Below are 25,074 nucleotides of genomic sequence, written 5' to 3' on the forward strand. Positions count from 1 at the left end.
AATTAGCGGTTTTTTTAAAGAAAATTTTCAAAATGTGTTAAATCGTGCTGATTTTTTGCTTGACATTTTCTATAATCCAATCCGGCGTGGAAGCCCCAGCGGTAATCCCACACAATTTTTTATCCTTAAACCACGCCAACTCTAATTCGTTTTCATCTTCTACCAAGTAGCTGTCTTTGCAATGCTGTTTGGCGATGCTTAAGAGCTGTTTGGTGTTTGAAGAAGTTTTACCGCCCACGACTATCATAATATCCACTTCCTTACTCAAATCCAAAGCGGCTTTTTGGTTGTAGGAAGTAGCGTTACAAATCGTGTTAAAAATACGCACTTCAGTGCATCTTTCCACCAAATAAGAAGCGATTTGCAAGAGCTTTGGGGTCTGTTTGGTGGTTTGAGAAACTAAAGCCACTTTTCGTTGGAGCTTTTTTTCTTGCAATTCTTCTAACGAATTGACGACTAAAGCCTGGTTAGTGGCATAGCTTATCACGCCCTTGACTTCAGGGTGGTTAATATCCCCAAAAAGTACGATTTGATACCCTTCTTTGCTCATGGATTCCACAATTTGTTGGGGCTTGATCACATACGGGCAAGTCGCATCAGTGATTTTGACCCCCTTATTTTTCAAGTATTCTAAATCCTGCTTAGGAATGCCATGGGTTCTTATGATCACGCTCTTATTTTTAGGGATTTTTTTAGGGTCTTCTTCAATTTTCACATTAAAGTTTTTTTCCAAACGATTGATTTCTTTAGCGTTATGAATGAGCGAGCCAAAAATCAAGCTGTTTTGATTTTTTTCAGCGATTTGTATCGCTCTTTTGACGCCAAAACAAAAACCATAATCTTTAGCCATTTTAATTTCCATTAAGACTCCCTTTTTTGAATTGATTGAGCAAGCGTTTGAATTGTGGGAAAGAAATGTTTGCACATTCTAAATTATCAATTTCTAAAGGCAACGCTAAAGTTAAAATAGCAAAACTCATCGCAATCCTGTGGTCATTGAAGCTTTTGATAAGGGGGGGTTTAATCCTAGAAAAATGCTGTTTTAATGGGCTTATATCTTCTAATCCCTCTATGTAAAACCCGTCTTCAAACTCTTCGCACTCAATCCCTAAAGCTTTGAAATTAGAAACAACCGCTTTAATCCTGTCGCTTTCTTTGGCTCGTAAATCTTTAGCGTTTTTAATCATGCTTTTGCCTTTTGCAAAAAGCATAGCGATACTCAAAGCGGGGATTTCATCAATAAGACTAGCGATATTTTGCTCAATGCTGATCGCTTTTAAAGGGGCATGCTCTATATAAATATCGCCGATGATTTCTAAATCTTTGGACTGAATCGCATACTCTATGGAAGCGCCCATTTTTTTCAACGCTTCAAAAGCTTCTATGCGAGTAGGGTTGAGCAAGACATTTTTTAAAAGAAGGCGGCTTTTTGGCGTAATCGCGCAAGCGAGGGCGAAAAAAAACGCGCTAGACGGATCATTAGCTATCGTAAAATCAAAGGCTTCTAGGGGTTTTTCTAGGGGTGAAATTTTTAAAACGCCGTCTTGATTTTGAATATCAGCTCCCAAACTTTTAAGCATGATTTCTGTGTGGTTACGGCTAAGCTCACTTTCTTTATAAACGCTTGTGCCTTGAGCTTGCAAAGCGCTTAAAATAAAAGCGCTTTTGACTTGAGCTGAAGCGATAGGGCTTTCATAATGACAAGCTTTTAAAGGGCTCCCTACAATCACTAAGGGGGCGAAATGGTTATCCTCTCTCCCTAAAATCTTTGCTCCAAAAGCCTTCAAAGGCTCAATGATTCTTTTCATGGGGCGTGCGTTTAAGGAATTGTCCCCGCTTAAAACAAAAAGGCCTTTTTGAGCGCTTAAAAGCCCGCTGTATAAACGCATACTGGTGCCAGAATTGTTGCAATTTAAAATCTTACTAGGCTCTTTTATAGCCGTTGGGGGCGTGATTTTAAAAGAATTTTTTGCGGTATTTTCCACTTTAGCCCCTAAATTTTGAGCGATTTCTAAAGAGCTTAAACAATCTTCTCCCATTAAAAAATTCCGCACGAAACAAGGCTTTTGAGCGAGCAGGCTAAAAATAACGGCTCTGTGTGAGAGCGATTTATCGCTAGCGTTAATGTCAAGCTCTATCACATATTATCCTTTATATTATCCCTTAAGGCGGGCGTTAAATTCTTTTTCTAAAATTTCAAGCGCTTTTTGAACAACTGAATTGACCTCTTCATCATTTAAGGTTTTTTCTAAAGAATGGATCACGCAACGCACGCTTAAGGCTATGGTGTTATCGCTTTCTTTAAAAATATCAAGAGGTAGAATCTCGCTTAAATTAGGGATTTGAGCGTCTTTTAGGGCTTTTTTAATCTTGCTAAAAGCGGTATTTTCATCAATGATGAGAGTCAAATCCCTCACACTGCTAGGGTAAATGCTAAAGGGTTTTAACAGCATGGCGGGGCGTTTGAGTTTAGAAGCGTCTATCTCAGCGTAATAGCTTTCAAACAAATCTAATTCCTGGATCATTTTAGGGTGGATTTTAGCGATTACGCCTATGATTTCATTGTTTTGAATGATTTTAGCGCTCTGGTAGGGGTGGTTAATGGGGGTTTGAGAGGTCAGTTTTTCCAAGCTGAAATCCCCTATAACTTTTGAAACGCATTCGGCAAAAGAGTAAAAATCCCACGCCTTGCCCTTAGCGTCAGGGTAGCTTTCTTTTTTTTGTAAGCCGCTTACTAAAAAGCCTAGTTTTTGGATTTCTTCTCTTTTAGCGTTATACACGCTCCCCTTTTCATAAAGGGCGATGCTTTTAAACCCTAAATTTTTATTCCTTAAACTGGCGTCTAAAAGCCCGCAAACAAGGCTTGTCCTCAGGGTATTTAACTCCGTTGTGATAGGGTTTTGCAATTCTAGGGGATCTTCTAAAACTTCAAAGCCCAGTTTTTGCTGTTTTTCTTTAGAATAAAACACGTAATGAATGACTTCTTTAAAACCGCAAGCGAGAGCCTTGTGTTTAAGGTTTTCAAAAAAGCGGTGCGTTTCATAATGGGGGTTTGAATTTTTACTACTGACACTATTAAGGGGCTTTGAGGCTAGATTATCAATCCCTACAAAGCGCAAGATTTCTTCAGCAATATCTTGGATCGTTTTAATGTCATGCCTGAAATTTGGCGCAACAACCTCTAAAATTTGGGGTTTTGAGTTTGGCTCTTTTATGCTGACTTTAAAGCCTAAATTTTTTAAAATGCTTTGAATTTTTTCTTTCTCTACAGCAAGCCCTAAAATTTCAGTAATGTCTTCAAGCTGGAATGTAAGGGTGCGATCTTTTAAAGAATGCTTGGTTTGTTTGCTTTCTAAAATCGCCGCTTTCAAATGAGCGCTTAAAAAATTCAAGCCGTCTGATAAATTAGGGTTGCTCCCCCTAGCGCTCCTATAAATAAGGGCGTTGTCTTTTTGAAGCGTTTTATCTTTTAGGGCGTGTAATTTTAAAGACAGGCTTATCGGATCAATATAGCTCGCTTCTAAAAGCAAACACTCGCTCAAATCTTTTTGATCTTGATGTTTGATAGCGATCGTGGAGCGTTTTTGATGGTTGATATAAACGCTCTCAAGATTATTTTCATCGTTTTTCACGCTCAAATCCATAGGGGTTGCATTCAGGCTATAAGCGTTCATTATTACCCCACTAAAATGCGTGCTAAATTCTATGAAATTGTTCAGATCGTTCTCACTTAAGGCGTTGTTATGAGCGAGCGAAAGTTTGATATTTAAAGGGGTTTTTAAAGAATGGTTGCAAATCAAATGATAAGCCAGATGCGATTCAATATTTTCACCCACACTAAGCGTGATCAAATCGCTTTTGGGTGTAAAATTTAAAGCCTTGATAGGTTTTAGGGGCGTGTGATAAAATGCACTAATCTCTCTAGCAACGCCTAAAACGCTCAAGCAATCCCCACGATTGGGAGTCAATGAAATTTCTAAAACATGCGTGTTGAAAGGGGCGTATTCATTTAATTCTTTCCCTAAAACCAACTCTCCAACGCTCTCATCTAATTCCAAGATGCCATCATTGATTTTAGGAAAACCTAATTCGCTGCTAGAGCAAATCATACCACAGCTTTCAACCCCCCTAAGCTCAGTTTTAGCGATGGTGGTTGAGCCGATTAGCGCCCCGTTTAAAGCGACTGGCACGAATTGGTTTGGCGCGACATTTTTAGCCCCACACACGATTGGCAACACTTCTTTACCCACATCCACTTGACACACGCTGAGTTTTTCGGCGTTTTTATGGGGGGCTTTTTCTAAGACCTTACCCACAACTACATTTTTAGGAGCGATACAAGGGATACAGCTTTCCACTTCTAAACCTAAGCGACTCAAATCCTCACAGAGCTTAGCTATATCTTTAGGTGCATCTACAAAAACGCTCAAATCATTGACGCTCAGTTTCATTAAAAGCTCTCCAACACTCTCAAATCAGTTTCAAAAAAACTGCGCAAATCATTGATTTGACAAGTCAGCATGGCTAATCTTTCAATCCCCATGCCAAAGGCAAACCCGCTCACATTCTTATACCCTATGGCTTCAAACACCGCATTATTGACCATGCCACAACCCAACACTTCTAGCCAGCCTGTGTGCGAGCAAACCCTACAACCTTCTTGCTTGCAAAACACGCAACTAATATCCACTTCAGTGCTTGGCTCTGTGAAAGGGAAAAAGCTAGAGCGCCACCTTAATTTCACGCCGCCAAAGAAATAATGCAAAAAGTCTTCGATCACGCCCTTTAAGTGCGTGAAACGGATATTCCCTTTTTGATCCACGACAAGCCCTTCAATTTGATGGAACATGGGCGTGTGGGTCAAATCATAATCGCGCCTAAAGGTTTCGCCTAAACAAATCATCTTAATGGGTGGGGTTTGTTCTTGCATGGTGTGGATTTGCACGGGCGAAGTGTGGGTCCTTAAAAGCTTGTGATCTTTAAAATAGAAAGTGTCTTGCATGTCTCTTGCAGGATGGTAAGGGGGCAAGTTTAAAGCGCTGAAATTATGGAAATCGTCTTCCACTAAAGAGCCGATTTCAAGCTTGTATCCTAATGGGGTAAAAAATTCAATGATTTTATTTTTAGTATAATTCAAAGGGTGAGAAGAGCTTGTTTTAATAGCGTTAAACAAACTCACATCAATTTTTTCTTTTTTCAAGCGTTCTTCTAATTCAAACTCTAAAATAGCCTTTTTTTTCCATTCAAAGGCTTTTTCAAACGCTTGTTTATAATGGTGGATTTCTTTAGCAAAGGCGTTTTTTTCTTCGCCGTTAAGGTTTTTGAGCTGGTTGAATTTATCTGCAAAAACCCCTTTTTTACCCAAAGCATTCAAGCGCGCTTCTTCTAACTCTTTGCTATTAGTAACCTTTTCTAATCGCTCTATTAAGGTGTGCAATAACGATCCTTATATTTTATTTTTAAAAAGCTATAATACAACTTTAATAAAAGAAAAACCTTAAAAGGGAGCAAAAAAGCATGAATGTGTTTGAAAAAATAATCAAAGGCGAAATCCCTTGTTCTAAGATTTTAGAAAACGAGCGTTTTTTATCCTTTTATGACATTAACCCTAAAGCTAAAGTGCATGCGTTAGTGATCCCTAAGCAAAGCATTCAGGATTTTAATGGCATCACCCCAGAGCTTATGGCACAAATGACAAGTTTTATTTTTGAAGTGGTGGAAAAATTAGGCATCAAAGAGAAGGGTTACAAGCTTTTAACGAATGTGGGTAAAAACGCAGGGCAAGAGGTGATGCATTTGCATTTTCATATTTTAAGTGGGGATAAACATTAAAAGCGTTGGTGGTAGTTCGTGCAAGCGTTTTTAAACAGGAGTTTTGCCCCCTTACTCAACCCTAACGAGAGTCCTTTAGAGCAAGTTAAATCCAGTATTATTTTAAAAAAAGGGGTATCTTATTTTGACTGGGGGGCTTCAGGTTTAGCGAGCGTTTTAGTGGAAAAGCGCGTGAAATCCTTACTGCCTTATTACGCGAACGCTCATTCTGTCGCTTCTAAACATGCGATTTTAATGGGCATGCTTTTAAAAGAGTGCCAAGAAAAGTTGAAGCGTTCTTTAAATTTGAGCGCTAATCATTGCGTCTTGAGCGCAGGGTATGGGGCGAGTTCAGCGATTAAGAAATTTCAAGAAATTTTAGGGGTGTGTATCCCTTCAAAAACGAAGAAAAATTTAGAGCCGTATTTGAAAGATATGGCTTTAAAGCGTGTGATTGTAGGGCCTTATGAGCATCATTCTAATGAAATCAGCTGGCGTGAAAGCTTGTGTGAAGTGGTGCGTATCCCTTTGAATGAACATGGCTTATTGGATTTAGAAATTTTAGAGCAAACTTTAAAAAAATCCCCTAACAGCCTGGTTTCTATGAGTGCGGCTTCTAATGTAACCGGACTGCTTACGCCCTTAAAAGAAGTTTCATCATTGTGTGAGGAATATAAGGCCGCTTTGGCTTTGGATTTGGCGAATTTTAGCGCGCATGCTAACCCTAAAGATTGCAAATACCAAACCGGTTTTTATGCACCTCACAAGCTTTTAGGGGGCATTGGAGGGTGCGGTCTTTTAGGCATTTCTAAAGATTTGATTGACACGCAGATCGCCCCGAGTTTTAGCGCAGGGGGCGTGATTAAATACGCTAATCGCACACGGCATGAATTTATTGATGAATTGCCTTTAAGGGAAGAGTTTGGCACGCCAGGATTGTTGCAATTTTATAGGAGCGCTCTAGCGTATCAATTGAGAGATGAATGCGGTTTGGATTTTATCCACAAGAAAGAAAACAACCTTTTAAGAGTGCTAATGCATGGCTTAAAAGACTTGCCCGCTATTAATATTTATGGGAATTTAACAGCGCATCGGGTGGGGGTAGTGGCTTTTAATATTGGAGGGATTTCGCCCTATGATTTAGCGAGAGTTTTAAGCTATGAATACGCTATTGAAACCCGGGCAGGTTGCTCTTGCGCAGGGCCTTATGGGCATGATTTATTGAATCTTAACGCTCAAAAGTCAAGCGATTTTAACGCTAAACCCGGATGGCTTAGAGTGAGCTTGCACTTCACGCATTCCATAAACGATATTGATTATTTGCTAGACAGCTTGAAAAAAGCGGTTAAAAAATTGCGTTAAGCTAAAACTATTTTTAAGGAAAAATTTGGATATTTTAGATTTGAATAAAGCGCAAGCGACACAACAAAATGAGCGAGAGGTAGAGGATAAAGAAAAAGAGTCTAAAGAGCCGGTGGTTTTAGAGGATTTGAGCGCTTTAGCATGGCTTGAATTAGAAGAGTTCAGCCGCCTTTCAGGGCTTCCTAAAGAAAGGATTTTGGAATTAGTCAATCTTGGTAAGATTAAAAGTAAAATAAGCCACAACAAGCTTTTAATTGATGCGAGCAGTGGGACAAACGCTTTAATCAAAAAGGTAGAAAATAATTTGATTTCTATGGATATGAACGGGCGTTCTTTAGAGCCTGTGTTTGTGGAAAAAACCATTAACACGATTTTAAATTTGCATGATAAAGTCATTGGCGCTAAAGATGAAACGATTTCAGCCTTTAAAAATGAAAACATGTTTTTAAAAGACGCTTTAATCTCTATGCAAGAAGTCTATGAAGAAGATAAAAAAACCATCGATCTTTTGCGCGATGAACTCAATCAAGCGAGAGAAGAAATTGAATTTATGAAGAGGAAATACCGCTTGATGTGGGGGAAAGTCGCTGATATGAGCAGCGTGAATAAAAAGTAGTTTTAAATTAACGCCCATGATGAGGGCTTATTAGCGGTAATTTTAGGTGAATCTATGTTAGAATTTGGGGTATTTTAACAGAATGCAAGCTTGAAGGAGAACCATGTCCATTTCACGCAGAAGTATCCTAACAAAAATCCCCATCGCGCTCGCTAGCGCTAATGTTTTGAAAGCTGTTGGTGTTTTTGAAAAAGTAGAATCCATTCCGCATGCAACGCATTTTGGCCCCTTTATCGCAAAGGTTCAAAATGGAGTGATTAAAGATATTGTCCCCCAAAAGAGCGATTATAACCCTACTATGATGTTAAAAGCGATGGCAGATAGGGTGTATTCAGATAGTAGGGTGAAGTATCCTTGCGTGCGCAAGAGCTTTTTAGAAAACAAAAAAAACCACAAAGAATTGCGCGGGAGAGAAGAGTTTGTGCGCGTGAGTTGGGATGTGGCGTTGGATTTAGCGGCTAAAAAGCTTAAAGAAATCCCTAAAGAAAACATCTATAATGCCAGTTATGGTGGTTGGGGGCATGCGGGCAGCTTGCATCGTTGCCATCATTTAGCATGGCGTTTTTTTAACACGACTTTAGGGGGGGCTATTGGCACTGATGGGGAATATAGTAATGGCGCGGCCGCAAGAATAAACCCTATGATTGTAGGGGATATGGAAGTTTATTCGCAACAAACCACGCATGAAGAGATGATTAAAAATTGTAAGGTGTATGTCATGTGGGGGGCGGATTTATTCAAGTGCAACCGCATTGATTATTTTGTGCCAAACCATGTCAATGACAGCTACTACCCTAAGTATAAAAGAGCCGGTATTAAATTCATTAGTATTGATCCCATTTATACCGAAACCGCTCAAGCCTTTAATGCTGAATGGATACCCATTCGCCCTAACACTGATGTAGCGTTAATGCTAGGCATGATGCATTATCTTTATACAAGCAATCAATATGATAAAGCGTTTATCGCTAAATACACTGATGGTTTTGATAAATTCTTACCTTATTTGCTAGGGGAGGGCGATAATGCGCCTAAGACTTTAGAATGGGCATCTCAAATCACTGGAGTGAGTGCAGAAAAAATCAAAGAATTAGCGGATTTGTTTGTTTCTCAACGCACTTTTTTAGCGGGTAATTGGGCCATGCAAAGAGCTCAATATGGCGAGCAACCGGATTGGGCGTTAATTGTTTTAGCTAGCATGATTGGTCAAGTGGGCTTATCGGGTGGGGGCTTTGGCTTTTCTATGCATTATGGAGGGAACGCTCAAGCGAGCTCGGGGGCAAGAATTGTTCCTATGATTTCGCAAGGGCATAATTCTGTAAAAAGCGTTATTCCAGCATCTAGAATTTCTGAAGCGATTTTGAATCCGGATAAAGAAATTGATTTTATGGGTAAAAAACTCAAATTGCCTAAAATCAAAATGATCTACAATTGCGGGACGGATTTGTTGGGGCATGAAGCTGATACGAACGAGCTGATTCGTGCTTTAAGGACCTTAGATTGCGTGATCGTGCATGAGCCTTGGTGGACGCCTACAGCGAAATTTGCTGATATTGTCTTTGCTTCCACTAGCACTATGGAAAGAGATGATATTACTTTTGGAGGGAGTTATTCTAAGAATATGGTTTATGCCATGCGTAAGGTGGTAGAGCCTGTTTATGAATCCAAAGACGATTATGAGATTTTCAGGCAGCTTGCTTTGCGTATTGGGGGCAATGAAACAGAGCAGAAATTCACTGAATCTAAGAGTTACATGGAATGGATTAAGGGCCTTTATGAAAAAAGCGATGGCCCTACTTTGAAATCGTTTGATCAATTTTGGAGGGATGGCTTTGTGGAGTTTGAAATCCCTGAAAATGCGAGAAAGTTTGTGCGTCATGCGAAATTCAGGCAAGATCCTATTAACAATAAACTGGATACAGAGAGCGGGAAAATTCAAATTTTTTCTCAAAAATGCGCGGATTTTAAACTGGCCGATTTTAAAGGGCATCCTGCTTGGTTTGAGCCAGCTGAGTGGCTAGGCTCTAAAATGGCTGAGACTTATCCGTTCCATTTGATCTCTCCGCACCCAAAATACCGTGTCAATTCACAGCTTGATAACACTTGGGTTAGGAATGTGTATAAAATTCAAGGCAGAGAGCCTGTGATGATCAACGAACTAGACGCTAATAAGTTAGGCATTAGGCATGGTGAAATTGTAGAAGTGTTTAACGCTAGGGGGAGGTTGTTAGCAGGGGCGTTTGTAACTAAGAATATCCGTCAAGGGGTTTTGAGTATCCAAAAAGGGGCGTGGTATGACCCAGAAGATGAGAGGGTTAGAAACCCACGATGCAATGGAGGGCATGTGAATACGCTCACTTCTTTACGCCCCACAAGCAGCATGACACAAGCCATTTCAGCCAATACCGCCTTAGTTAATATTAGAAGACTTAGAAGGTATGAATTAGTCAAACCCTATCATTCTATTTCAACACCAAGCATCATTGGGGCTTAAACGGAGTGAAAATACTAGCATGAGAGTGTTTTTACCCAATAAAGACTTAATAACTAAAGACTTGACTACTAGCCAAGCCAAAGCGTGGGGTGATTCTCAATTTTTATATTATAATACTTTGTGTCATGTAACTTGTGGTTATGCAACCGATGATAAGTCAAGGATTATAAAAGATGAGCGTTTTTCAAATGAGTTTGAAATGTTGCGTGGGGTTGGTTTTGTTTATGGGGGTCTTATTAGGGGATTTTAAAGCTTTTAAGGTTAGGGTGGATAAAAGTTTAGCTCTGCCCTTTTTGAATGTGCTTTCATTAGCTTTTAAACAAGACATGAGAAAAGAGATCGTTTTTGTTTTCACCAAAAGCAACAAGTTGAGTAAAAAAGCGCTTTGTGGTTTTGACGCTTTTTTATTGCCTGAATCTCTGATGAGCAGCATGCCTAAAAAAGCGCTATTCCATAAGGAGTTTTTATTCCAGTCTAAAGAAAGTAAGACGCTCTATGCGTTTTCGCTGATTGATTCTCAGTATTGCTCCAAAGGTGGAAATTACAGATACGAACTAGAAAAATTAGAACGCTGGTTTGTGCAAAAAGCTCCTGAGTTAGCTGAGAGCCACAGAGTGGATTATAAGAGCCAGTATGATAAAACACAAACAAAAAAACAAAAATAAAGAATGAGCGATGATTTTAGTATTAGATTTTGGGAGCCAATACACACAGCTGATTGCTAGAAGATTGAGAGAGAGCGGGATTTATGCAGAAATAGTCCCTTTTTTTGAAAGCATAGAAAACATTCAAAAAAAAGCCCCCAAAGGTTTGATTTTGAGTGGGGGGCCAGCGAGCGTGTATGCTAAAGACGCTTACAAGCCTAGCGAGAAAATCTTTGATTTGAATGTGCCGATTTTAGGGATTTGCTACGGCATGCAGTATTTGGTGGATTTTTTTGGGGGCGTGGTGGTTGGTGCGAATGAGCAAGAATTTGGTAAGGCTGTTTTAGAAATCGCTCAAAATTCCGTGATTTTTGAAGGCGTGAAGATTAAAAGCCTTGTGTGGATGAGCCATATGGATAAAGTCATAGAACTGCCTAAAGGCTTCACTACCCTTGCAAAAAGCTCTAATTCCCCCCATTGCGCGATTGAAAACGGCAAGATTTTTGGCTTGCAATTCCACCCAGAAGTCATTCAAAGCGAAGAAGGGGGTAAGATTTTAGAAAATTTTGCCCTTTTGGTTTGCGGCTGTGAAAAAACTTGGGGGATGCAGCATTTCGCTCAAAGAGAAATCGCGCGATTGAAAGAAAAAATCGCTAACGCTAAGGTGTTGTGCGCGGTGAGTGGGGGCGTGGATTCTACGGTGGTCGCTACGCTATTACACAGAGCCATTGAGGATAATTTGATCGCTGTTTTTGTGGATCATGGCTTGTTGCGTAAAAATGAAAAAGAAAAAGTCCAAGCGATGTTTAAAGACTTGCAAATCCCTTTAAACACGATAGACGCTAAAGGAATCTTTTTGTCTAAATTAAAGGGCGTGAGCGAGCCTGAATGGAAGCGAAAAATCATCGGCGAAACCTTTATTGAAGTGTTTGAAAAAGAAGCCAAGAAGCACCATTTAAAAGGCAAAATTGAATTTTTAGCCCAAGGCACTCTATACCCTGATGTGATTGAATCTGTGAGCGTTAAAGGGCCTTCAAAAGTGATCAAAACCCACCATAATGTGGGCGGACTGCCTGAATGGATGGACTTTAAACTCATAGAGCCTTTAAGGGAATTGTTTAAAGATGAGGTGCGCTTATTGGGTAAAGAATTGGGCGTTAGCCAGGATTTTTTAATGCGCCACCCTTTTCCAGGGCCTGGGCTTGCTGTAAGGATTTTAGGCGAAGTCAGCGAGAGTAAGATCAAGCGCTTGCAAGAAGCGGATTTTATTTTTATAGAGGAGCTTAAAAAAGCCCATTTGTATGACAAGGTTTGGCAAGCTTTTTGCGTGCTGTTGAATGTCAATTCTGTGGGGGTGATGGGGGATAATCGCACTTATGAAAACGCTATTTGTTTAAGAGCGGTGAATGCGAGCGATGGCATGACGGCGAGCTTTTCATTTTTAGAGCATTCTTTTTTAGAAAAGGTTTCTAATCGCATCACTAATGAAGTGAATGGTATCAATAGGGTGGTGTATGATATTACTTCTAAGCCGCCAGGAACGATTGAATGGGAATGATTATCTTAAAAATAGCGCTAAAAGTAGGATTTTTTGGGTAAGATTAGGAATTGATTTTAAAGAAAAAGAAAGAAAGGAATTTAATGAAAAAAGGTAGTTTGGCAATCGTTTTAGGATCGTTATTAGCGAGTGGGGCGTTTTATACGGCTCTAGCTGATGGAATGCCTGCAAAGCAGCAGCACAATAACATGGGTGAGTCCGTGGATTTGCATTTCCACTATCCTATTAAAGGCAAGCAAGAGCCTAAAAATGGCCATTTGGTTGTCTTAATCGATCCTAAGATAGAGGCTAATAAAGTTATCCCTGAAAATTATCAAAAAGAATTTGAGAAGTCTTTGTTTCTCCAACTGAGTAGTTTTTTAGAGAGAAAAGGCTATAGCGTTTCGCAATTTAAAGATGCTAACGAAATCCCTCAAGATATCAAAGAAAAAGCGTTGCTCGTTTTACGCATGGATGGGGATGTGGCTATCTTAGAAGATATTGTAGAAGAGAGCGATGCGCTTAGCGAAGAAAGAGTGATAGACATGTCTTCGGGGTATTTGAACTTGAATTTTGTTGAGCCAAAAAGTGAAGATATTATCCATAGTTTTGGTATTGATGTTTCAAAGATTAAGGCTGTGATTGAAAGAGTGGAATTGCGACGCACCAATTCTGGAGGTTTTGTCCCCAAAACTTTTGTGCATAGGATTAAGGAAACCGACCATGATCGAGCCATTAGAAAAATCATGAATCAAGCCTATCATAAAGTGATGGTGCATATTACCAAAGAGTTAAGCAAAAAACACATGGAACATTATGAAAAAGTTTCTAGTGAAATGAAAAAACGAAAGTAGTTTTTAAGAAACAAAAAGCTTAAAAATCCTTTAGAGCTGTTTTTAAAAAGTAGCTTTTTAAAAGGGTGGGGGAGTTGGAATTAATACAATTTTTGAGTTCCGCTTTTGATTTTAGTGGCATTTTTGAAAAATTACGCTCAAAAATTAGAAAATTCAGCTATAATAATGCTTCATGTGAAAATTTCGGGGCGTAGCGCAGTCTGGTTAGCGCACTTGGTTTGGGACCAAGGGGTCGAAGGTTCGAATCCTTTCGCCCCGACCACTTTTTTGCATAATTTATTGTTCTGTTTAAGATTCTTTGGTAGAATGTTGCTTCCTTTGAATGGTGGGAGTAGCTCAGTCGGTTAGAGCATCAGATTGTGGTCCTGAGGGTCGTGGGTTCAATTCCCATCTTCCACCCCATCTCATTAAATAAGCGTTTTACCAAGTTTTATGTTAGTCATTCCTTTATTTGAATTGTAAGCGTTCGTAGCTCAATTGGATAGAGCACCAGACTTCGGATCTGGGGGTTAGGGGTTCGACTCCCTTCGGGCGTACCACCTAACATTAATACCATTCAATGCGCTTGTAGCTCAGCTGGATAGAGCAACAGCCTTCTAAGCCGTAGGTCGCAGGTTCGAGTCCTGCCAAGCGCACCACTTTTGACATTCTTTAAAGAGGAGTTATGGATTCTTTAGAGTGGGGATTACTCATTTTCTTAATTCTTGTTTTTCTTATAGGCATAGGATACTACATTTTTATGGTTCTTTCTTCTAAAGATTGATCATCAAAATAGCCCAATGACAAGAGATAGAGTTGGAAATCTCTAAGACATAGATCTTATATGAAAACATTCAATAAAAGCGGTTATAAAAACATAAAAAGTGAAACATGTAAGAATAAAAGACATGCACATTATCCGTGACTTTATCGCACCGAACAGGGAAAGCTTTTTGACTACGGTCTATTTGAAATCCTACTATAAAAATATTAAATAAAGCAAGATTTGTTAGAAATTAAGGCTTTGTTTTAATTGTAAAATGTAAAAATACTCAAAGCATCGCATCAAGCGATGTAGCGATCTAAAAAGAGGCTCACAATTGAGCTAAAGCCCGCTTTTTAGGGATAAATAAAAAGCGTTTTCAAATTGCATGGGTAACTTTATGGGGCGAAGCGTTTCTAATTTTTGGTATAATCGCTAGAAATTATGAGAAAGATTTTATCTTGTTTGAGTGGGGTTTCGCATGCGTTTATTATTGTGGTGGGTATTGGTATTATCGCTCTTTTTAAATCCTTTGAGAGCGGTTGAAGAGCATGAAACAGATGCGGTGGATTTGTTTTTAATTTTCAATCAAATCAACCAGCTCAATCAAGTCATTGAAACTTACAAAAAAAACCCTGAAAGAAGCGCTGAAGTCTCTCTGTATAACACCCAAAAGAATGATTTGATTAAAAGTTTGACTTCTAAAGTGTTGAATGAAAGGGATAAGATCGGGATTGATATCAACCAAAATTTAAAAGAGCAGGAAAAAATCAAAAAGCGTTTGTCTAAAAGCATTAAGGGCGATAATTTCTACACTTTCATGAAAGATAGATTGTCTTTAGATATTTTGTTGATAGATGAAATTTTGTATCGTTTTATAGATAAAATCAGGAGCAGTATTGATATTTTCAGCGAACAAAAAGATGTGGAAAGTATCAGCGATGCTTTCCTTTTGCGTTTAGGGCAATTCAAACTCTACACTTTCCCTAAAAATTTAGACAATGTCAAAATGCATGAATTAGAGCAGATGTTTAGCGATTATGAATTGCGTTTGAACACTTACACTGAAGTCTTGCGTTACATTAAAAACCACCCTAAAGAAGTGCTTCCTAAAAACTTGATCATGGAAGTGAATATGGATTTTGTGTTAAACAAAATCAGCAAGGTTTTGCCTTTCACAACCCATAGCTTGCAAGTGAGTAAAATCGTGCTGGCTTTGATGATTTTAGCCTTATTGCTGGGTTTAAGGAAGTTGATCACTTGGCTTTTAGCCTTATTGTTAGATCGTATTTTTGAAATCATGCAGCGCAATAAAAAAATGCATGTCAATGTGCAAAAGAGCATTGTTTCGCCGGTTTCTGTCTTTTTAGCGTTATTTAGTTGCGATGTGGCTTTAGATATTTTCTATTACCCTAACGCATCGCCCCCTAAAGTTTCTATGTGGGTGGGTGCGGTGTATATCATGCTTTTAGCATGGTTAGTGATAGCACTCTTTAAAGGCTATGGGGAAGCGTTAGTTACGAATATGGCTACCAAAAGCACGCACAATTTTAGAAAAGAAGTGATCAACTTGATCTTAAAAGTCGTGTATTTTTTGATCTTCATTGTCGCGCTTTTAGGGGTTTTGAAACAACTAGGGTTTAACGTTTCAGCCATCATCGCTTCTTTAGGGATTGGGGGGTTAGCGGTGGCTTTGGCGGTTAAAGATGTGTTGGCGAATTTCTTTGCTTCGGTCATTTTATTGTTAGACAATTCGTTTTCTCAAGGAGATTGGATCGTGTGCGGTGAAGTGGAGGGAACGGTGGTGGAAATGGGGTTAAGGCGCACCACGATCAGAGCTTTTGATAACGCTCTTTTGTCCGTGCCTAATTCAGAGTTAGCTGGAAAACCCATCAGGAATTGGAGCCGTCGTAAAGTGGGAAGGCGTATTAAAATGGAAATAGGCTTAACCTATAGCTCCAGTCAAAGCGCTTTACAGCTTTGCGTGAAAGACATTAAAGAAATGTTAGAAAACCACCCTAAAATCGCCAATGGAGCCGATAGCGCTTTGCAAAATGCGAGCGATTACCGCTACATGTTTAAAAAAGATATTGTTTCTATTGATGATTTTTTAGGGTATAAAAACAATTTGTTCGTCTTTTTGGATCAGTTTGCGGATAGCTCCATTAATATTTTGGTGTATTGTTTTTCTAAAACGGTGATTTGGGAAGAGTGGCTAGAAGTCAAAGAAGATGTGATGTTAAAAATCATGGGGATTGTAGAAAAACACCACTTAAGTTTTGCTTTCCCATCACAGAGTTTGTATGTGGAGAGTTTTCCAGAAGTTAGCCTGAAAGAAAGGGCTAAAATCTAAAATTATTGATAAATATATTCTTTGGTTAAGGGGAAGGTGTTATCCACGCTGTTAGTTAAAAGCAATTGGAATAAATCCGCACTCCCTACCCTAAAAGCCGATGCACAAGTGTTTAAATACAAATCCCACATGCGGATAAACCTTTCATCATAGCCGAGTCTTTTCACTTGGTCTAAATTGTGGTTAAAGTTGTCCCGCCAAATGTCTAAAGTTTTAGCGTAGTGGATGCGTAAGCTTTCAGCCATGAGCAAGTGGAAATCGCATTCGCTCATCACGCTCATCACTTCTCTCAAAGAGGGCAAGTAGCCGCCCGGGAAAATGTATTTATCCACCCATGCGTTAGTCTTGCCTTCAAAACAGCATAAAATGGAGTGGAGCAAAAACATCCCGCCCGTTTTTAACACTTCTTTAACTTTTTTGAAATAAAAAGGTAGATTATCCTTACCCACATGTTCAAACATGCCCACGCTCACCACCTTATCAAAGCGATACAACCGCCCATCTAAATCCTGGTAATTCAATAATTTGATCGTAACTCTATCTTCTAAACCTAATTCTTGGACTCGCTTGTTAGCCTGTTTGTATTGCTCGTTAGAAATGGTGATCCCCATCACTTCTGCCCCATATTCTTGAGCGGCTTTGATAGAGAGATAGCCCCAGCCACAGCCTATATCTAGCAGTTTTTCGCCTTGTTTTAAATGGAGCTTTTTTAAAGTGTGATCTAATTTTTGGAGTTGGGCGGTATGGAGAGCGTCATCGTCCTTTTTAAAATAAGCGCATGAATAGCTTAAGGTTTCATCTAGCCAGATAGAATAAAAGTCATTCCCTAAATCGTAGTGTTTAGAAATGTTAGAGCTTTCTTTAAGGGGTTTTTGAATGGCTTTAGCACCATCATGTTTATGCAAATGTTCGTAATTGGTTTGCAAATACAAAGAATGCATCACCTCATCCATAGAGCCTTCAATATCAATCACGCCGTCCATATAAGCTTCAGCAATCGTTAAAGACATGTCTTTTTTAATGTCGCTAAATTTCAGGGGGCGATGGATTTTAAGGGTGAATTTAGGCGAATGTTCGCCATTCCTATAAACGCTATTGTCCCAAAAAACGACCTGATAATCGCCGTTTTTCCACTGCTTGAACATGCTTTTGAGCAAAAATTTTGAAATCATGGGTGTGTTCCTTAATTCTAATTCTTCAATTTTTTGAGCGTTAATTATAATGCATTTTCTATAAATAAAATAAGCATCAATTTAACCTCTAGCCTTTAAATTGCATGGCTTTATTTTCAAAAGCATGTTAAAATTAATGCGAATTTATGGAATGTAAAAAATTTAAGGTTATACGATTATAAAAATGCAAAAATCACTGATCACAACCCCCATTTATTATGTGAATGACATCCCTCATATTGGTCATGCTTATACGACTTTGATTGCGGATACTTTAAAGAAGTATTACACGCTTCAAGGCGAAGAAGTCTTTTTTTTAACCGGCACCGATGAACATGGGCAAAAGATCGAACAAAGCGCAAGACTGAGAAATCAAAGCCCTAAAGCTTACGCCGATAGCATTAGCGCGATTTTTAAAGACCAATGGGATTTTTTCAATTTAGATTATGATAGTTTTATCCGCACCACAGACAGCGAGCATCAAAAATGCGTGCAAAACGCCTTTGAAATCATGTTTGAAAAAGGGGATATTTATAAAGGCACTTATAGTGGGTATTATTGCGTGAGCTGTGAGAGTTATTGCGCGATCTCTAAAGCGGACAACACGAGTGATAAAGTCTTATGCCCTGATTGCTTGAGGGAGACTGCACTTTTAGAAGAAGAGAGCTATTTTTTCAGATTGAGCGCGTATGAAAAGCCTTTATTGGAGTTTTACGCTAAAAACCCTGAAGCGATTTTGCCTATTTATCGTAAAAATGAGGTAACTTCTTTTATTGAGCAGGGTTTATTGGATCTGTCTATCACGCGCACGAGCTTTGAATGGGGCATTCCTTTGCCTAAAAAGATGAACGATCCTAAACATGTGGTGTATGTTTGGCTGGACGCTTTATTGAATTATGCGAGCGCGTTAGGGTATTTGAATGGTTTAGACAATAAAATGGCGCATTTTGAACGCACTAGGCATATTGTGGGTAAGGATATTTTACGCTTCCATGCCATTTATTGGCCGGCTTTTTTGATGAGTTTGAATTTGCCCTTATTCAAACAGCTTTGCGTGCATGGGTGGTGGACGATAGAGGGCGTGAAAATGAGTAAGAGCTTGGGTAATGTTTTAGACGCTCAAAAGCTCGCTGTGGAATATGGGATTGAAGAATTACGCTATTTTTTATTGCGTGAGGTGCCTTTTGGGCAGGATGGGGATTTTTCTAAAAAAGCGTTAACAGAAAGGATCAACGCGAATTTGAATAACGATTTGGGGAATTTGCTGAACCGCTTGCTAGGCATGGCTAAAAAATATTTCAATTATTCTCTAAAAAGCGCCAAAATCACCGCTTATTATCCTAAAGAGCTAGAAAAAGTGCATCAAATCTTGGATAATGCTAATTCTTTTGTGCCTAAAATGCAATTGCATAAAGCTTTAGAGGAATTGTTTAATGTTTATGATTTTTTAAACAAACTCATCGCTAAAGAAGAGCCGTGGGTCTTGCATAAAAACAACGAATCAGAAAAACTAGAAGCCTTATTGAGTTTGATCGCAAACGCGCTGTTACAATCAAGCTTTTTACTTTATGCGTTCATGCCAAAGAGCGCTGTGAAATTAGCGAGCGCTTTTCATACAGAAATCACGCCCAATAATTACGAACGCTTTTTTAAGGCTAAAAAATTACAAGATATGATTTTACAAGACACCGAGCCTTTATTTTGTAAAATGGAAAAAGTGGAAAAAGCCTCACCAGAAAAAGCTCCACTAAAAGAAAATCAAGAAAAAGAAAAAAAAGATAGAAAAGAAAAAGCCCCACCAACACAAGAAAACTATATCAGCATTGAAGATTTTAAGAAAGTAGAGATTAAAGTGGGGCTTATCAAGGAGGCTCAAAGGATTGAAAAATCCAATAAATTACTGCGCTTGAAAGTGGATTTAGGCGAAGGTCGTTTGAGGCAGATTATTTCAGGGATCGCTTTGGATTATGAGCCTGAAAGCTTGGTGGGTCAAATGGTGTGCGTGGTGGCTAATTTAAAACCCGCAAAGCTTATGGGTGAAATGAGTGAGGGCATGATTTTAGCGGTGCGAGATAATGATAATCTGGCTTTAATTAGCCCTACCAGAGAAAAAATTGCAGGAAGTTTGATCAGCTAAATGCGATTAGGGGTGAATGAAGCCGTAGAGTTGAGTTTGGGCGAATTGCAAAACACGCCCTCAATCAGCTATTTTAATTCTATTGTTTTGTCTTTAAGCAAAGTCCAAAAAGGCTCTTTATTTGTCGCTAAGGATCATGCTCTCATTCCTAAAGCCTTAGAGTTAGGGGCTTATGGGATTTTATACACAGGAGAGTATCTTTTAAGCGATAGGGATGTGGCATGGATCAAGCTTAAAGATATAGAGCATTCTTTGAATCATTTGTTTAAATTTTGCTTGTTGAATGAGCGCGTGGTCGGGGCGTTGTTAAGCCCCATAGAATTAGAGATCGCTTCTAAAATCATGGTGAGCAATTTTGTGTGGTGCTTGAAAGAGAGCCTTGAAGATTTATTCATTATAGAGGGGTGTAAAATAGCCTTTTTTGATAAATTGGAGTGGCTCCATCTGTTTTATAAGCAAGAGCGCTTGAAAGAAGATTTAAAGGAAGATTTAAAAGAAAGCCGTTTAATGATTCTCAACCAATCGTTTTTTTGCAGCGCTTTAATCTATGAAAAACAAGAGTATGAGTTAAAAATGCCATGCATCTTTTTAGAGCCTTTAAAAAGGGTCATTCAATTGTGCGAGAAATTACAAATTGCGTTTGATTTGAATCTTTTGGGCAAAAAAGAATACCCACTAGATCATTGCAAACCCTTTTTTGTGAATAAAAATTTAGAAATAGCCCCTTATGGCGCAACGGCAAGGGTGGTTGTCGCTGAGACTTCAAAAGAATTGTTTGAAATGATGCTTCAAAAAGCCTTTGAGACTTTATCGTGGGGGAAAATTGTCGTGTTTTGTCGTAAAAACAGCACGGCTTTCTTTGAAAAAAATAACCCTTATTGTTACACCACCCAAAACAACTTAAAAGAGCAATTAAAAAATTTAGCGTTTAATTTCGCTTTTATTTATGGGATTAGCTCTCATCATTTAGAATCCCTTTTAAACCCCCCTCTTTTTAAAAAAACCCCCACGCTATGGTAAGTCATGCTCATTTGTAACGATAAAATTAATCCAAAAACCCTTTTAGAAGAAATCATGGCGTTAAAGCCATGGCGTAAAGGCCCTTTTGAAATTTCTCAAATCAAGATTGATAGCGAATGGGATAGCTCCATTAAATGGGATCTAGTCAAAAACGCCACTCCTTTAAAAGACAAAATAGTGGCTGATGTGGGTTGCAATAACGGCTATTACTTGTTTAAGATGCTAGAACATGGGCCTAAAAGTTTGGTGGGGTTTGATCCGGGCGTTTTAGTCAAAAAACAATTTGAATTTTTAGCCCCCTTTTTTGATAAAGAAAAAAAAATCATTTACGAGTCTTTGGGGGTAGAGGGTTTGCATGAAAAATACCCTAACGCTTTTGATGTCATTTTTTGCTTAGGGGTGTTATACCATAGAAAAAGCCCGCTAGAGGCTTTAAAAGCCTTATATCATGCTTTAAAGATAAAAGGGGAGCTGGTGCTAGATACGCTTATTATTGATTCGCCCCTAGACATCGCCCTTTGCCCTAAAAAAACTTATGCTAAAATGAAAAATGTTTATTTTATCCCTAGCGTTAGCGTGCTAAAAGGGTGGTGCGAAAGGGTAGGGTTTGAAAATTTTGAGGTTCTTAGCGTTTTAAAGACCACGCCTAAAGAACAGCGTAAAACGGATTTTATTTTGGGGCAAAGTTTAGAAGATTTTTTGGATAAAACGGATCCCTCTAAAACTTTAGAGGGGTATGACGCTCCTTTAAGGGGGTATTTTAAAATGCTTAAACCAAGCAAGCGTTAAATAAAGGATTAAATAGTGCAAGAATCAGTCGTTCGTGTGGATTATGACTCTTTAGAGACTTGTAAGAATTTCAAACCAAGCGTTGGCACTGAATTGATCGTTTTAGAAAAAGATATAGCCCATGCGCGTTTTAAAGGCAATGAAAGCATGGTGTATGAAGAAAATTTTGTGCATGCCGGGTTTGTGCTTATTGCGTGCAATTATGCGGCCTTGTGTGCGTTGAATAAAAGACACAGCGTGGTGGTTTCTAATAACATCAATTTTTATGCCCCCCTAGAATTGAATCAAGAAGCGCTCATTAAAGCGCAAGTGGTTCAAGATGGCGTGAAAAAAGCGGAAATAAAAATAGAGGCGTTTGTGTTAGACATTCAGGTTTTAGAGGGAATGATAGAAATCGTGGTGTTTGATAAAAAGCCTTTTAAATTTAATTTTAAAGAAGAGTAGTTGAATGGTTATTGTGTTAGTTGTGGATAGCTTTAAAGACACCAGTAATGGCACTTCTATGACAGCGTTTCGTTTTTTTGAAGCGTTGAAAAAAAGAGGGCATGCAATGAGGGTGGTCGCCCCTCATGTGGATAATTTAGGGAGCGAAGAAGAGGGGTATTACAACCTTAAAGAGCGCTACATTCCTTTAGTTACAGAAGTTTCACACAGACAGCACATTCTTTTTGCTAAGCCGGATGAAAAAATCTTAAGAAAGGCTTTTAAGGGAGCGGATATGATCCATACTTATTTGCCTTTTTTGCTAGAAAAAACAGCCGTAAAAATCGCGCGAGAAATGCAAGTGCCTTATATTGGCTCTTTCCATTTACAGCCAGAGCATATTTCTTATAACATGAAATTGGGGCAATTTTCTTGGTTTAACATGACGCTTTTTTCGTGGTTTAAATCTTCGCATTACCGCTATATCCACCATATCCATTGCCCGTCAAAATTCATTGTAGAAGAATTAGAAAAATACAACTATGGAGGGAAAAAATACGCTATTTCTAACGGCTTTGATCCCATGTTTAAATTTGAACACCCGCAAAAAAGCCTTTTTGACACCACGCCCTTTAAAATCGCTATGGTAGGGCGCTATTCTAATGAAAAAAATCAAAGCGTTCTCATTAAAGCGGTTGCTTTAAGCCGATACAAACAAGACATTGTATTATTACTCAAAGGCAAAGGGCCTGATGAGAAAAAAATCAAACTTCTAGCCCAAAAACTAGGCGTAAAAACGGAGTTTGGGTTTGTCAATTCCCATGAATTGTTAGAGATTTTAAAAACCTGCACCCTTTATGTGCACACAGCCAATGTGGAAAGCGAAGCGATTGCGTGTTTAGAGGCTATTAGCGTGGGGGTTGTGCCTGTTATCGCTAATAGCCCTTTAAGCGCGACTAGGCAATTCGCGCTAGATGAACGATCATTATTTGAGCCTAATAACGCTAAAGATTTGAGCACTAAAATAGATTGGTGGTTAGAAAACAAGCTTGAAAGAGAAAGAATGCAAAACGAATACGCTAAAAGCGCTTTAAATTACACTTTAGAAAATTCAGTCATTCAAATTGAAAAAGTTTATGAAGAAGCGATCAAAGATTTTAAAAATAACCCCCATCTCTTTAAAACCTTATCGTAATAAAGGATAAAAAATGCAAGAAGTCCATGATTATGGGATTAATTTTTGGAGCAATAACGAATTTAAGATAGAAAAAGGCTTGGTTAAAGTTTGTCATGGCAAAAACCCCTCGCTTTTAGAAATCGTTCAAAGCGTGCGCGATAAGGGCTATAGAGGGCCTTTGTTGGTGCGATTCCCCCATTTGGTGCAAAAACAAATCAAAAGCCTGTTTGATGCGTTTTCTTCAGCGATTAAAGAGTATCAATACAGCGGGGCTTTTAAGGCGGTTTTCCCTTTAAAGGTCAATCAAATGCCATCGTTTGTTTTGCCTTTAGTGCAAGGGGCTAAGGGTTTGAATTACGGGTTAGAAGCCGGGAGCAAGTCTGAACTCATCATTGCGATGAGCTACACTAACCCTAAAGCCCCTATCACCGTGAATGGCTTTAAAGACAAAGAAATGATTGAGCTTGGTTTTATCGCTAAAAGCATGCAACATGAGATTACTTTAACGATTGAGGGTTTGAATGAGCTAAAAACCATTATCGCTGTGGCTAAACAAAACGATTTTGTAGCATGCCCTAAAATTGGCATTCGCATCCGTTTGCACAGCGCTGGCACTGGCGTTTGGGCAAAGAGTGGGGGGATCAATTCTAAATTTGGTCTTAGCAGCACTGAAGTTTTAGAAGCGATGCGCCTTTTAGAAGAAAACGACTTACTAGAGCATTTCCACATGATACATTTCCACATAGGCTCTCAAATCAGCGATATTTCGCCCTTAAAAAAGGCTTTAAGAGAAGCGGGTAACTTGTATGCAGAATTGCGTAAAATGGGCGCTAAAAATCTCAATAGCGTGAATATTGGAGGGGGGTTAGCCGTAGAATACACCCAGCACAAGCACCACCAAGATAAAAACTACACTTTAGAGGAATTCAGCGCTGATGTGGTGTTTTTATTGAGGGAAATTGTGAAAAATAAGCAAGAAATCGAGCCGGATATTTTCATTGAATCAGGCCGTTATATTTCTGCTAACCATGCCGTTTTGGTGGCCCCGGTGTTAGAATTGTTTTCGCATGAATACAATGAAAAATCCCTAAAAATCAAAGAAAGTAATAACCCCCCCTTGATTGATGAAATGCTAGACTTGCTCGCTAATATCAATGAAAAAAACGCCATTGAATACTTGCATGATAGTTTTGATCACACCGAGTCGCTGTTCACGCTTTTTGATTTGGGCTATATTGATTTGATTGACAGGAGCAACACTGAAGTTTTAGCCCATTTGATCGTCAAAAAAGCGGTGCAATTGCTTTATGTTAAGGATCATAACGATATTTTACGCATTCAAGAGCAGGTCCAAGAGCGCTATTTATTGAATTGCTCGTTTTTCCAAAGTTTGCCGGATTATTGGGGCTTGAGACAGAATTTCCCGGTCATGCCCTTGAATAAATTAGATGAAAAGCCCACCAGGAGCGCGAGCTTGTGGGATATTACTTGCGATAGCGATGGGGAAATCGCTTTTGATTCCACGAAGCCCTTGTTTTTGCATGATATAGACATAGATGAAGAAGAATACTTTTTAGCGTTCTTTTTAGTGGGAGCGTATCAAGAAGTTTTAGGCATGAAACACAATTTATTCACGCACCCTACGGAATTTAGCGTGGTTTTTGATGAAAAAGGCGATTATGAAGTGGAAGATATTTGCGAAGCCCAAACGATTTTAGATGTGCTAGACGATTTGGACTATGACACCAAAGAAATTGAGCGCCTTTTAAAACAAAAAATTGAAGACAACAACCAACTAGACATGGAAGAAAAGAAAGAAATCATGGGGCGCTTGTATGTCATGTTGAGTGAAAACGGGTATTTGCGCACGATTTCTTAAAAGAACGCTATAAATTGGTTATAGCATTCTAACGATACAAGAAAAAAGAAAGAAGAGAGATTAG

The 25,074-nt window shown here is 38.9% G+C and carries 19 protein-coding genes and 4 tRNA genes; 18 read left to right on the top strand and 5 right to left on the bottom strand.

The genetic code is table 11. The annotated features are described in order from the left end of the window. Positions 1 to 37: 37 nt before the first annotated feature. From QT74_RS05530 to pheS, 4 genes are read right to left on the bottom strand one after another with little or no spacing between them, the layout of a single operon-like run. Positions 38 to 862 (bottom strand): 4-hydroxy-3-methylbut-2-enyl diphosphate reductase, encoded by an 825-nt coding sequence (locus QT74_RS05530; RefSeq protein WP_000403575.1) that lies wholly within the window; start codon positions 860 to 862, stop codon positions 38 to 40. Continuing rightward, the gene (gene aroA / locus QT74_RS05535) at positions 852 to 2,141 is read right to left on the bottom strand and encodes a 3-phosphoshikimate 1-carboxyvinyltransferase (protein WP_033765266.1); all 1,290 of its coding nucleotides are present in this window, start codon (positions 2,139 to 2,141) and stop codon (positions 852 to 854) included. The genes QT74_RS05530 and aroA overlap by 11 nt, the downstream gene beginning before the upstream one ends. A gap of 15 nt (positions 2,142 to 2,156) precedes the next feature. Then, positions 2,157 to 4,451, bottom strand: coding sequence for a phenylalanine--tRNA ligase subunit beta (gene pheT, locus QT74_RS05540; protein WP_033765268.1), 2,295 nt, complete (start codon positions 4,449 to 4,451; stop codon positions 2,157 to 2,159). Further along, complete coding sequence (gene pheS / locus QT74_RS05545) at positions 4,451 to 5,437, bottom strand: phenylalanine--tRNA ligase subunit alpha (protein ID WP_033765269.1); 987 nt, start codon at positions 5,435 to 5,437, stop codon at positions 4,451 to 4,453. The genes pheT and pheS overlap by 1 nt, the downstream gene beginning before the upstream one ends. 80 nt (positions 5,438 to 5,517) lie before the next feature. On the opposite strand from pheS, the gene QT74_RS05550 reads away from it, so the two are divergent. The 12 genes from QT74_RS05550 (at position 5,518) to QT74_RS05610 (ending at position 16,413) form a co-directional block, all read left to right on the top strand. After that, positions 5,518 to 5,832 (top strand): histidine triad nucleotide-binding protein, encoded by a 315-nt coding sequence (locus tag QT74_RS05550; RefSeq protein WP_001100331.1) that lies wholly within the window; start codon positions 5,518 to 5,520, stop codon positions 5,830 to 5,832. An 18-nt stretch (positions 5,833 to 5,850) separates the two neighbouring features. Next, positions 5,851 to 7,173 carry an aminotransferase class V-fold PLP-dependent enzyme gene (locus tag QT74_RS05555; RefSeq protein ID WP_033765270.1) on the top strand — a complete coding sequence of 441 codons (1,323 nt, stop codon included), beginning with the start codon at positions 5,851 to 5,853 and terminating at the stop codon, positions 7,171 to 7,173. 25 nt (positions 7,174 to 7,198) lie between these two features. After that, a complete protein-coding gene (locus QT74_RS05560) occupies positions 7,199 to 7,789 on the top strand; it encodes a DUF3972 domain-containing protein (RefSeq protein ID WP_000352036.1) in 591 nt (196 codons plus the stop codon). Between the two features lie 103 nt (positions 7,790 to 7,892). Continuing rightward, entirely contained in the window at positions 7,893 to 10,283 is a 2,391-nt protein-coding gene (locus tag QT74_RS05565) for a molybdopterin guanine dinucleotide-containing S/N-oxide reductase (protein ID WP_033765271.1), read from the top strand. A 173-nt stretch (positions 10,284 to 10,456) separates the two neighbouring features. Then, complete coding sequence (locus QT74_RS05570; RefSeq protein WP_033765272.1) at positions 10,457 to 10,948, top strand: hypothetical protein; 492 nt, start codon at positions 10,457 to 10,459, stop codon at positions 10,946 to 10,948. A gap of 10 nt (positions 10,949 to 10,958) precedes the next feature. After that, entirely contained in the window at positions 10,959 to 12,485 is a 1,527-nt protein-coding gene (gene guaA / locus QT74_RS05575) for a glutamine-hydrolyzing GMP synthase (RefSeq protein ID WP_033765274.1), read from the top strand. Positions 12,486 to 12,568: 83 nt separating this feature from the next. Beyond that, complete coding sequence (hpaA2, locus tag QT74_RS05580) at positions 12,569 to 13,318, top strand: HpaA2 protein (protein WP_033765276.1); 750 nt, start codon at positions 12,569 to 12,571, stop codon at positions 13,316 to 13,318. A 184-nt stretch (positions 13,319 to 13,502) separates the two neighbouring features. Continuing rightward, positions 13,503 to 13,580, top strand: a tRNA-Pro gene (locus tag QT74_RS05585). A gap of 63 nt (positions 13,581 to 13,643) precedes the next feature. Beyond that, positions 13,644 to 13,720, top strand: a tRNA-His gene (locus QT74_RS05590). Between the two features lie 60 nt (positions 13,721 to 13,780). Further along, a tRNA-Arg gene (locus QT74_RS05595) sits at positions 13,781 to 13,857 on the top strand. A gap of 22 nt (positions 13,858 to 13,879) precedes the next feature. Beyond that, positions 13,880 to 13,956 (top strand) — tRNA-Arg (locus QT74_RS05600). A 636-nt stretch (positions 13,957 to 14,592) separates the two neighbouring features. Beyond that, complete coding sequence (locus QT74_RS05610; RefSeq protein ID WP_229261594.1) at positions 14,593 to 16,413, top strand: mechanosensitive ion channel family protein; 1,821 nt, start codon at positions 14,593 to 14,595, stop codon at positions 16,411 to 16,413. 2 nt (positions 16,414 to 16,415) lie between these two features. Here the strand turns inward: QT74_RS05610 and cfaS are convergent, their stop codons facing one another. Next, entirely contained in the window at positions 16,416 to 17,585 is a 1,170-nt protein-coding gene (cfaS, locus tag QT74_RS05615) for a cyclopropane fatty acid synthase (RefSeq protein WP_033765278.1), read from the bottom strand. 184 nt (positions 17,586 to 17,769) lie between these two features. Here cfaS and metG point away from each other — a divergent pair, with 184 nt between their 5' ends. Genes metG through speA form a run of 6 tightly spaced genes read left to right on the top strand, consistent with a single transcriptional unit; the run spans position 17,770 to position 25,010 of the window. Further along, complete coding sequence (gene metG / locus QT74_RS05620) at positions 17,770 to 19,722, top strand: methionine--tRNA ligase (protein ID WP_033765280.1); 1,953 nt, start codon at positions 17,770 to 17,772, stop codon at positions 19,720 to 19,722. Further along, a complete protein-coding gene (locus tag QT74_RS05625; protein ID WP_033765282.1) occupies positions 19,723 to 20,742 on the top strand; it encodes a hypothetical protein in 1,020 nt (339 codons plus the stop codon). 3 nt (positions 20,743 to 20,745) lie between these two features. Continuing rightward, positions 20,746 to 21,531 (top strand): tRNA 5-methoxyuridine(34)/uridine 5-oxyacetic acid(34) synthase CmoB, encoded by a 786-nt coding sequence (gene cmoB, locus QT74_RS05630; protein WP_033765284.1) that lies wholly within the window; start codon positions 20,746 to 20,748, stop codon positions 21,529 to 21,531. A gap of 15 nt (positions 21,532 to 21,546) precedes the next feature. Next, positions 21,547 to 21,975, top strand: a complete 429-nt coding sequence (locus tag QT74_RS05635) for a hotdog domain-containing protein (protein WP_033765286.1) — start codon at positions 21,547 to 21,549, stop codon at positions 21,973 to 21,975. A gap of 4 nt (positions 21,976 to 21,979) precedes the next feature. Further along, on the top strand, positions 21,980 to 23,149 hold the full coding sequence (locus QT74_RS05640; RefSeq protein ID WP_033765288.1) for a glycosyltransferase family 4 protein: 1,170 nt from the start codon (positions 21,980 to 21,982) through the stop codon (positions 23,147 to 23,149). A gap of 13 nt (positions 23,150 to 23,162) precedes the next feature. Next, complete coding sequence (gene speA / locus QT74_RS05645) at positions 23,163 to 25,010, top strand: arginine decarboxylase (RefSeq protein WP_033765290.1); 1,848 nt, start codon at positions 23,163 to 23,165, stop codon at positions 25,008 to 25,010. Positions 25,011 to 25,074: the final 64 nt, after the last annotated feature.

Source organism: Helicobacter pylori SA213A (genome assembly GCF_000476275.1).
Lineage (GTDB): Bacteria > Campylobacterota > Campylobacteria > Campylobacterales > Helicobacteraceae > Helicobacter > Helicobacter pylori_CL.

What these genes read in the sequence shown, in the direction of transcription:
- QT74_RS05530 (WP_000403575.1), bottom strand. Translation starts at nt 862, where the DNA reads ATGGAAATTAAAATGGCTAAAGATTATGGTTTTTGTTTTGGCGTCAAA.
- pheT (WP_033765268.1), bottom strand. Translation starts at nt 4,451, where the DNA reads ATGAAACTGAGCGTCAATGATTTGAGCGTTTTTGTAGATGCACCTAAA.
- QT74_RS05550 (WP_001100331.1), top strand. Translation starts at nt 5,518, where the DNA reads ATGAATGTGTTTGAAAAAATAATCAAAGGCGAAATCCCTTGTTCTAAG.
- QT74_RS05565 (WP_033765271.1), top strand. Translation starts at nt 7,893, where the DNA reads ATGTCCATTTCACGCAGAAGTATCCTAACAAAAATCCCCATCGCGCTC.
- QT74_RS05570 (WP_033765272.1), top strand. Translation starts at nt 10,457, where the DNA reads ATGAGCGTTTTTCAAATGAGTTTGAAATGTTGCGTGGGGTTGGTTTTG.
- guaA (WP_033765274.1), top strand. Translation starts at nt 10,959, where the DNA reads ATGATTTTAGTATTAGATTTTGGGAGCCAATACACACAGCTGATTGCT.
- hpaA2 (WP_033765276.1), top strand. Translation starts at nt 12,569, where the DNA reads ATGAAAAAAGGTAGTTTGGCAATCGTTTTAGGATCGTTATTAGCGAGT.
- cfaS (WP_033765278.1), bottom strand. Translation starts at nt 17,585, where the DNA reads ATGATTTCAAAATTTTTGCTCAAAAGCATGTTCAAGCAGTGGAAAAAC.
- metG (WP_033765280.1), top strand. Translation starts at nt 17,770, where the DNA reads ATGCAAAAATCACTGATCACAACCCCCATTTATTATGTGAATGACATC.
- QT74_RS05625 (WP_033765282.1), top strand. Translation starts at nt 19,723, where the DNA reads ATGCGATTAGGGGTGAATGAAGCCGTAGAGTTGAGTTTGGGCGAATTG.
- cmoB (WP_033765284.1), top strand. Translation starts at nt 20,746, where the DNA reads ATGCTCATTTGTAACGATAAAATTAATCCAAAAACCCTTTTAGAAGAA.
- QT74_RS05640 (WP_033765288.1), top strand. Translation starts at nt 21,980, where the DNA reads ATGGTTATTGTGTTAGTTGTGGATAGCTTTAAAGACACCAGTAATGGC.
- speA (WP_033765290.1), top strand. Translation starts at nt 23,163, where the DNA reads ATGCAAGAAGTCCATGATTATGGGATTAATTTTTGGAGCAATAACGAA.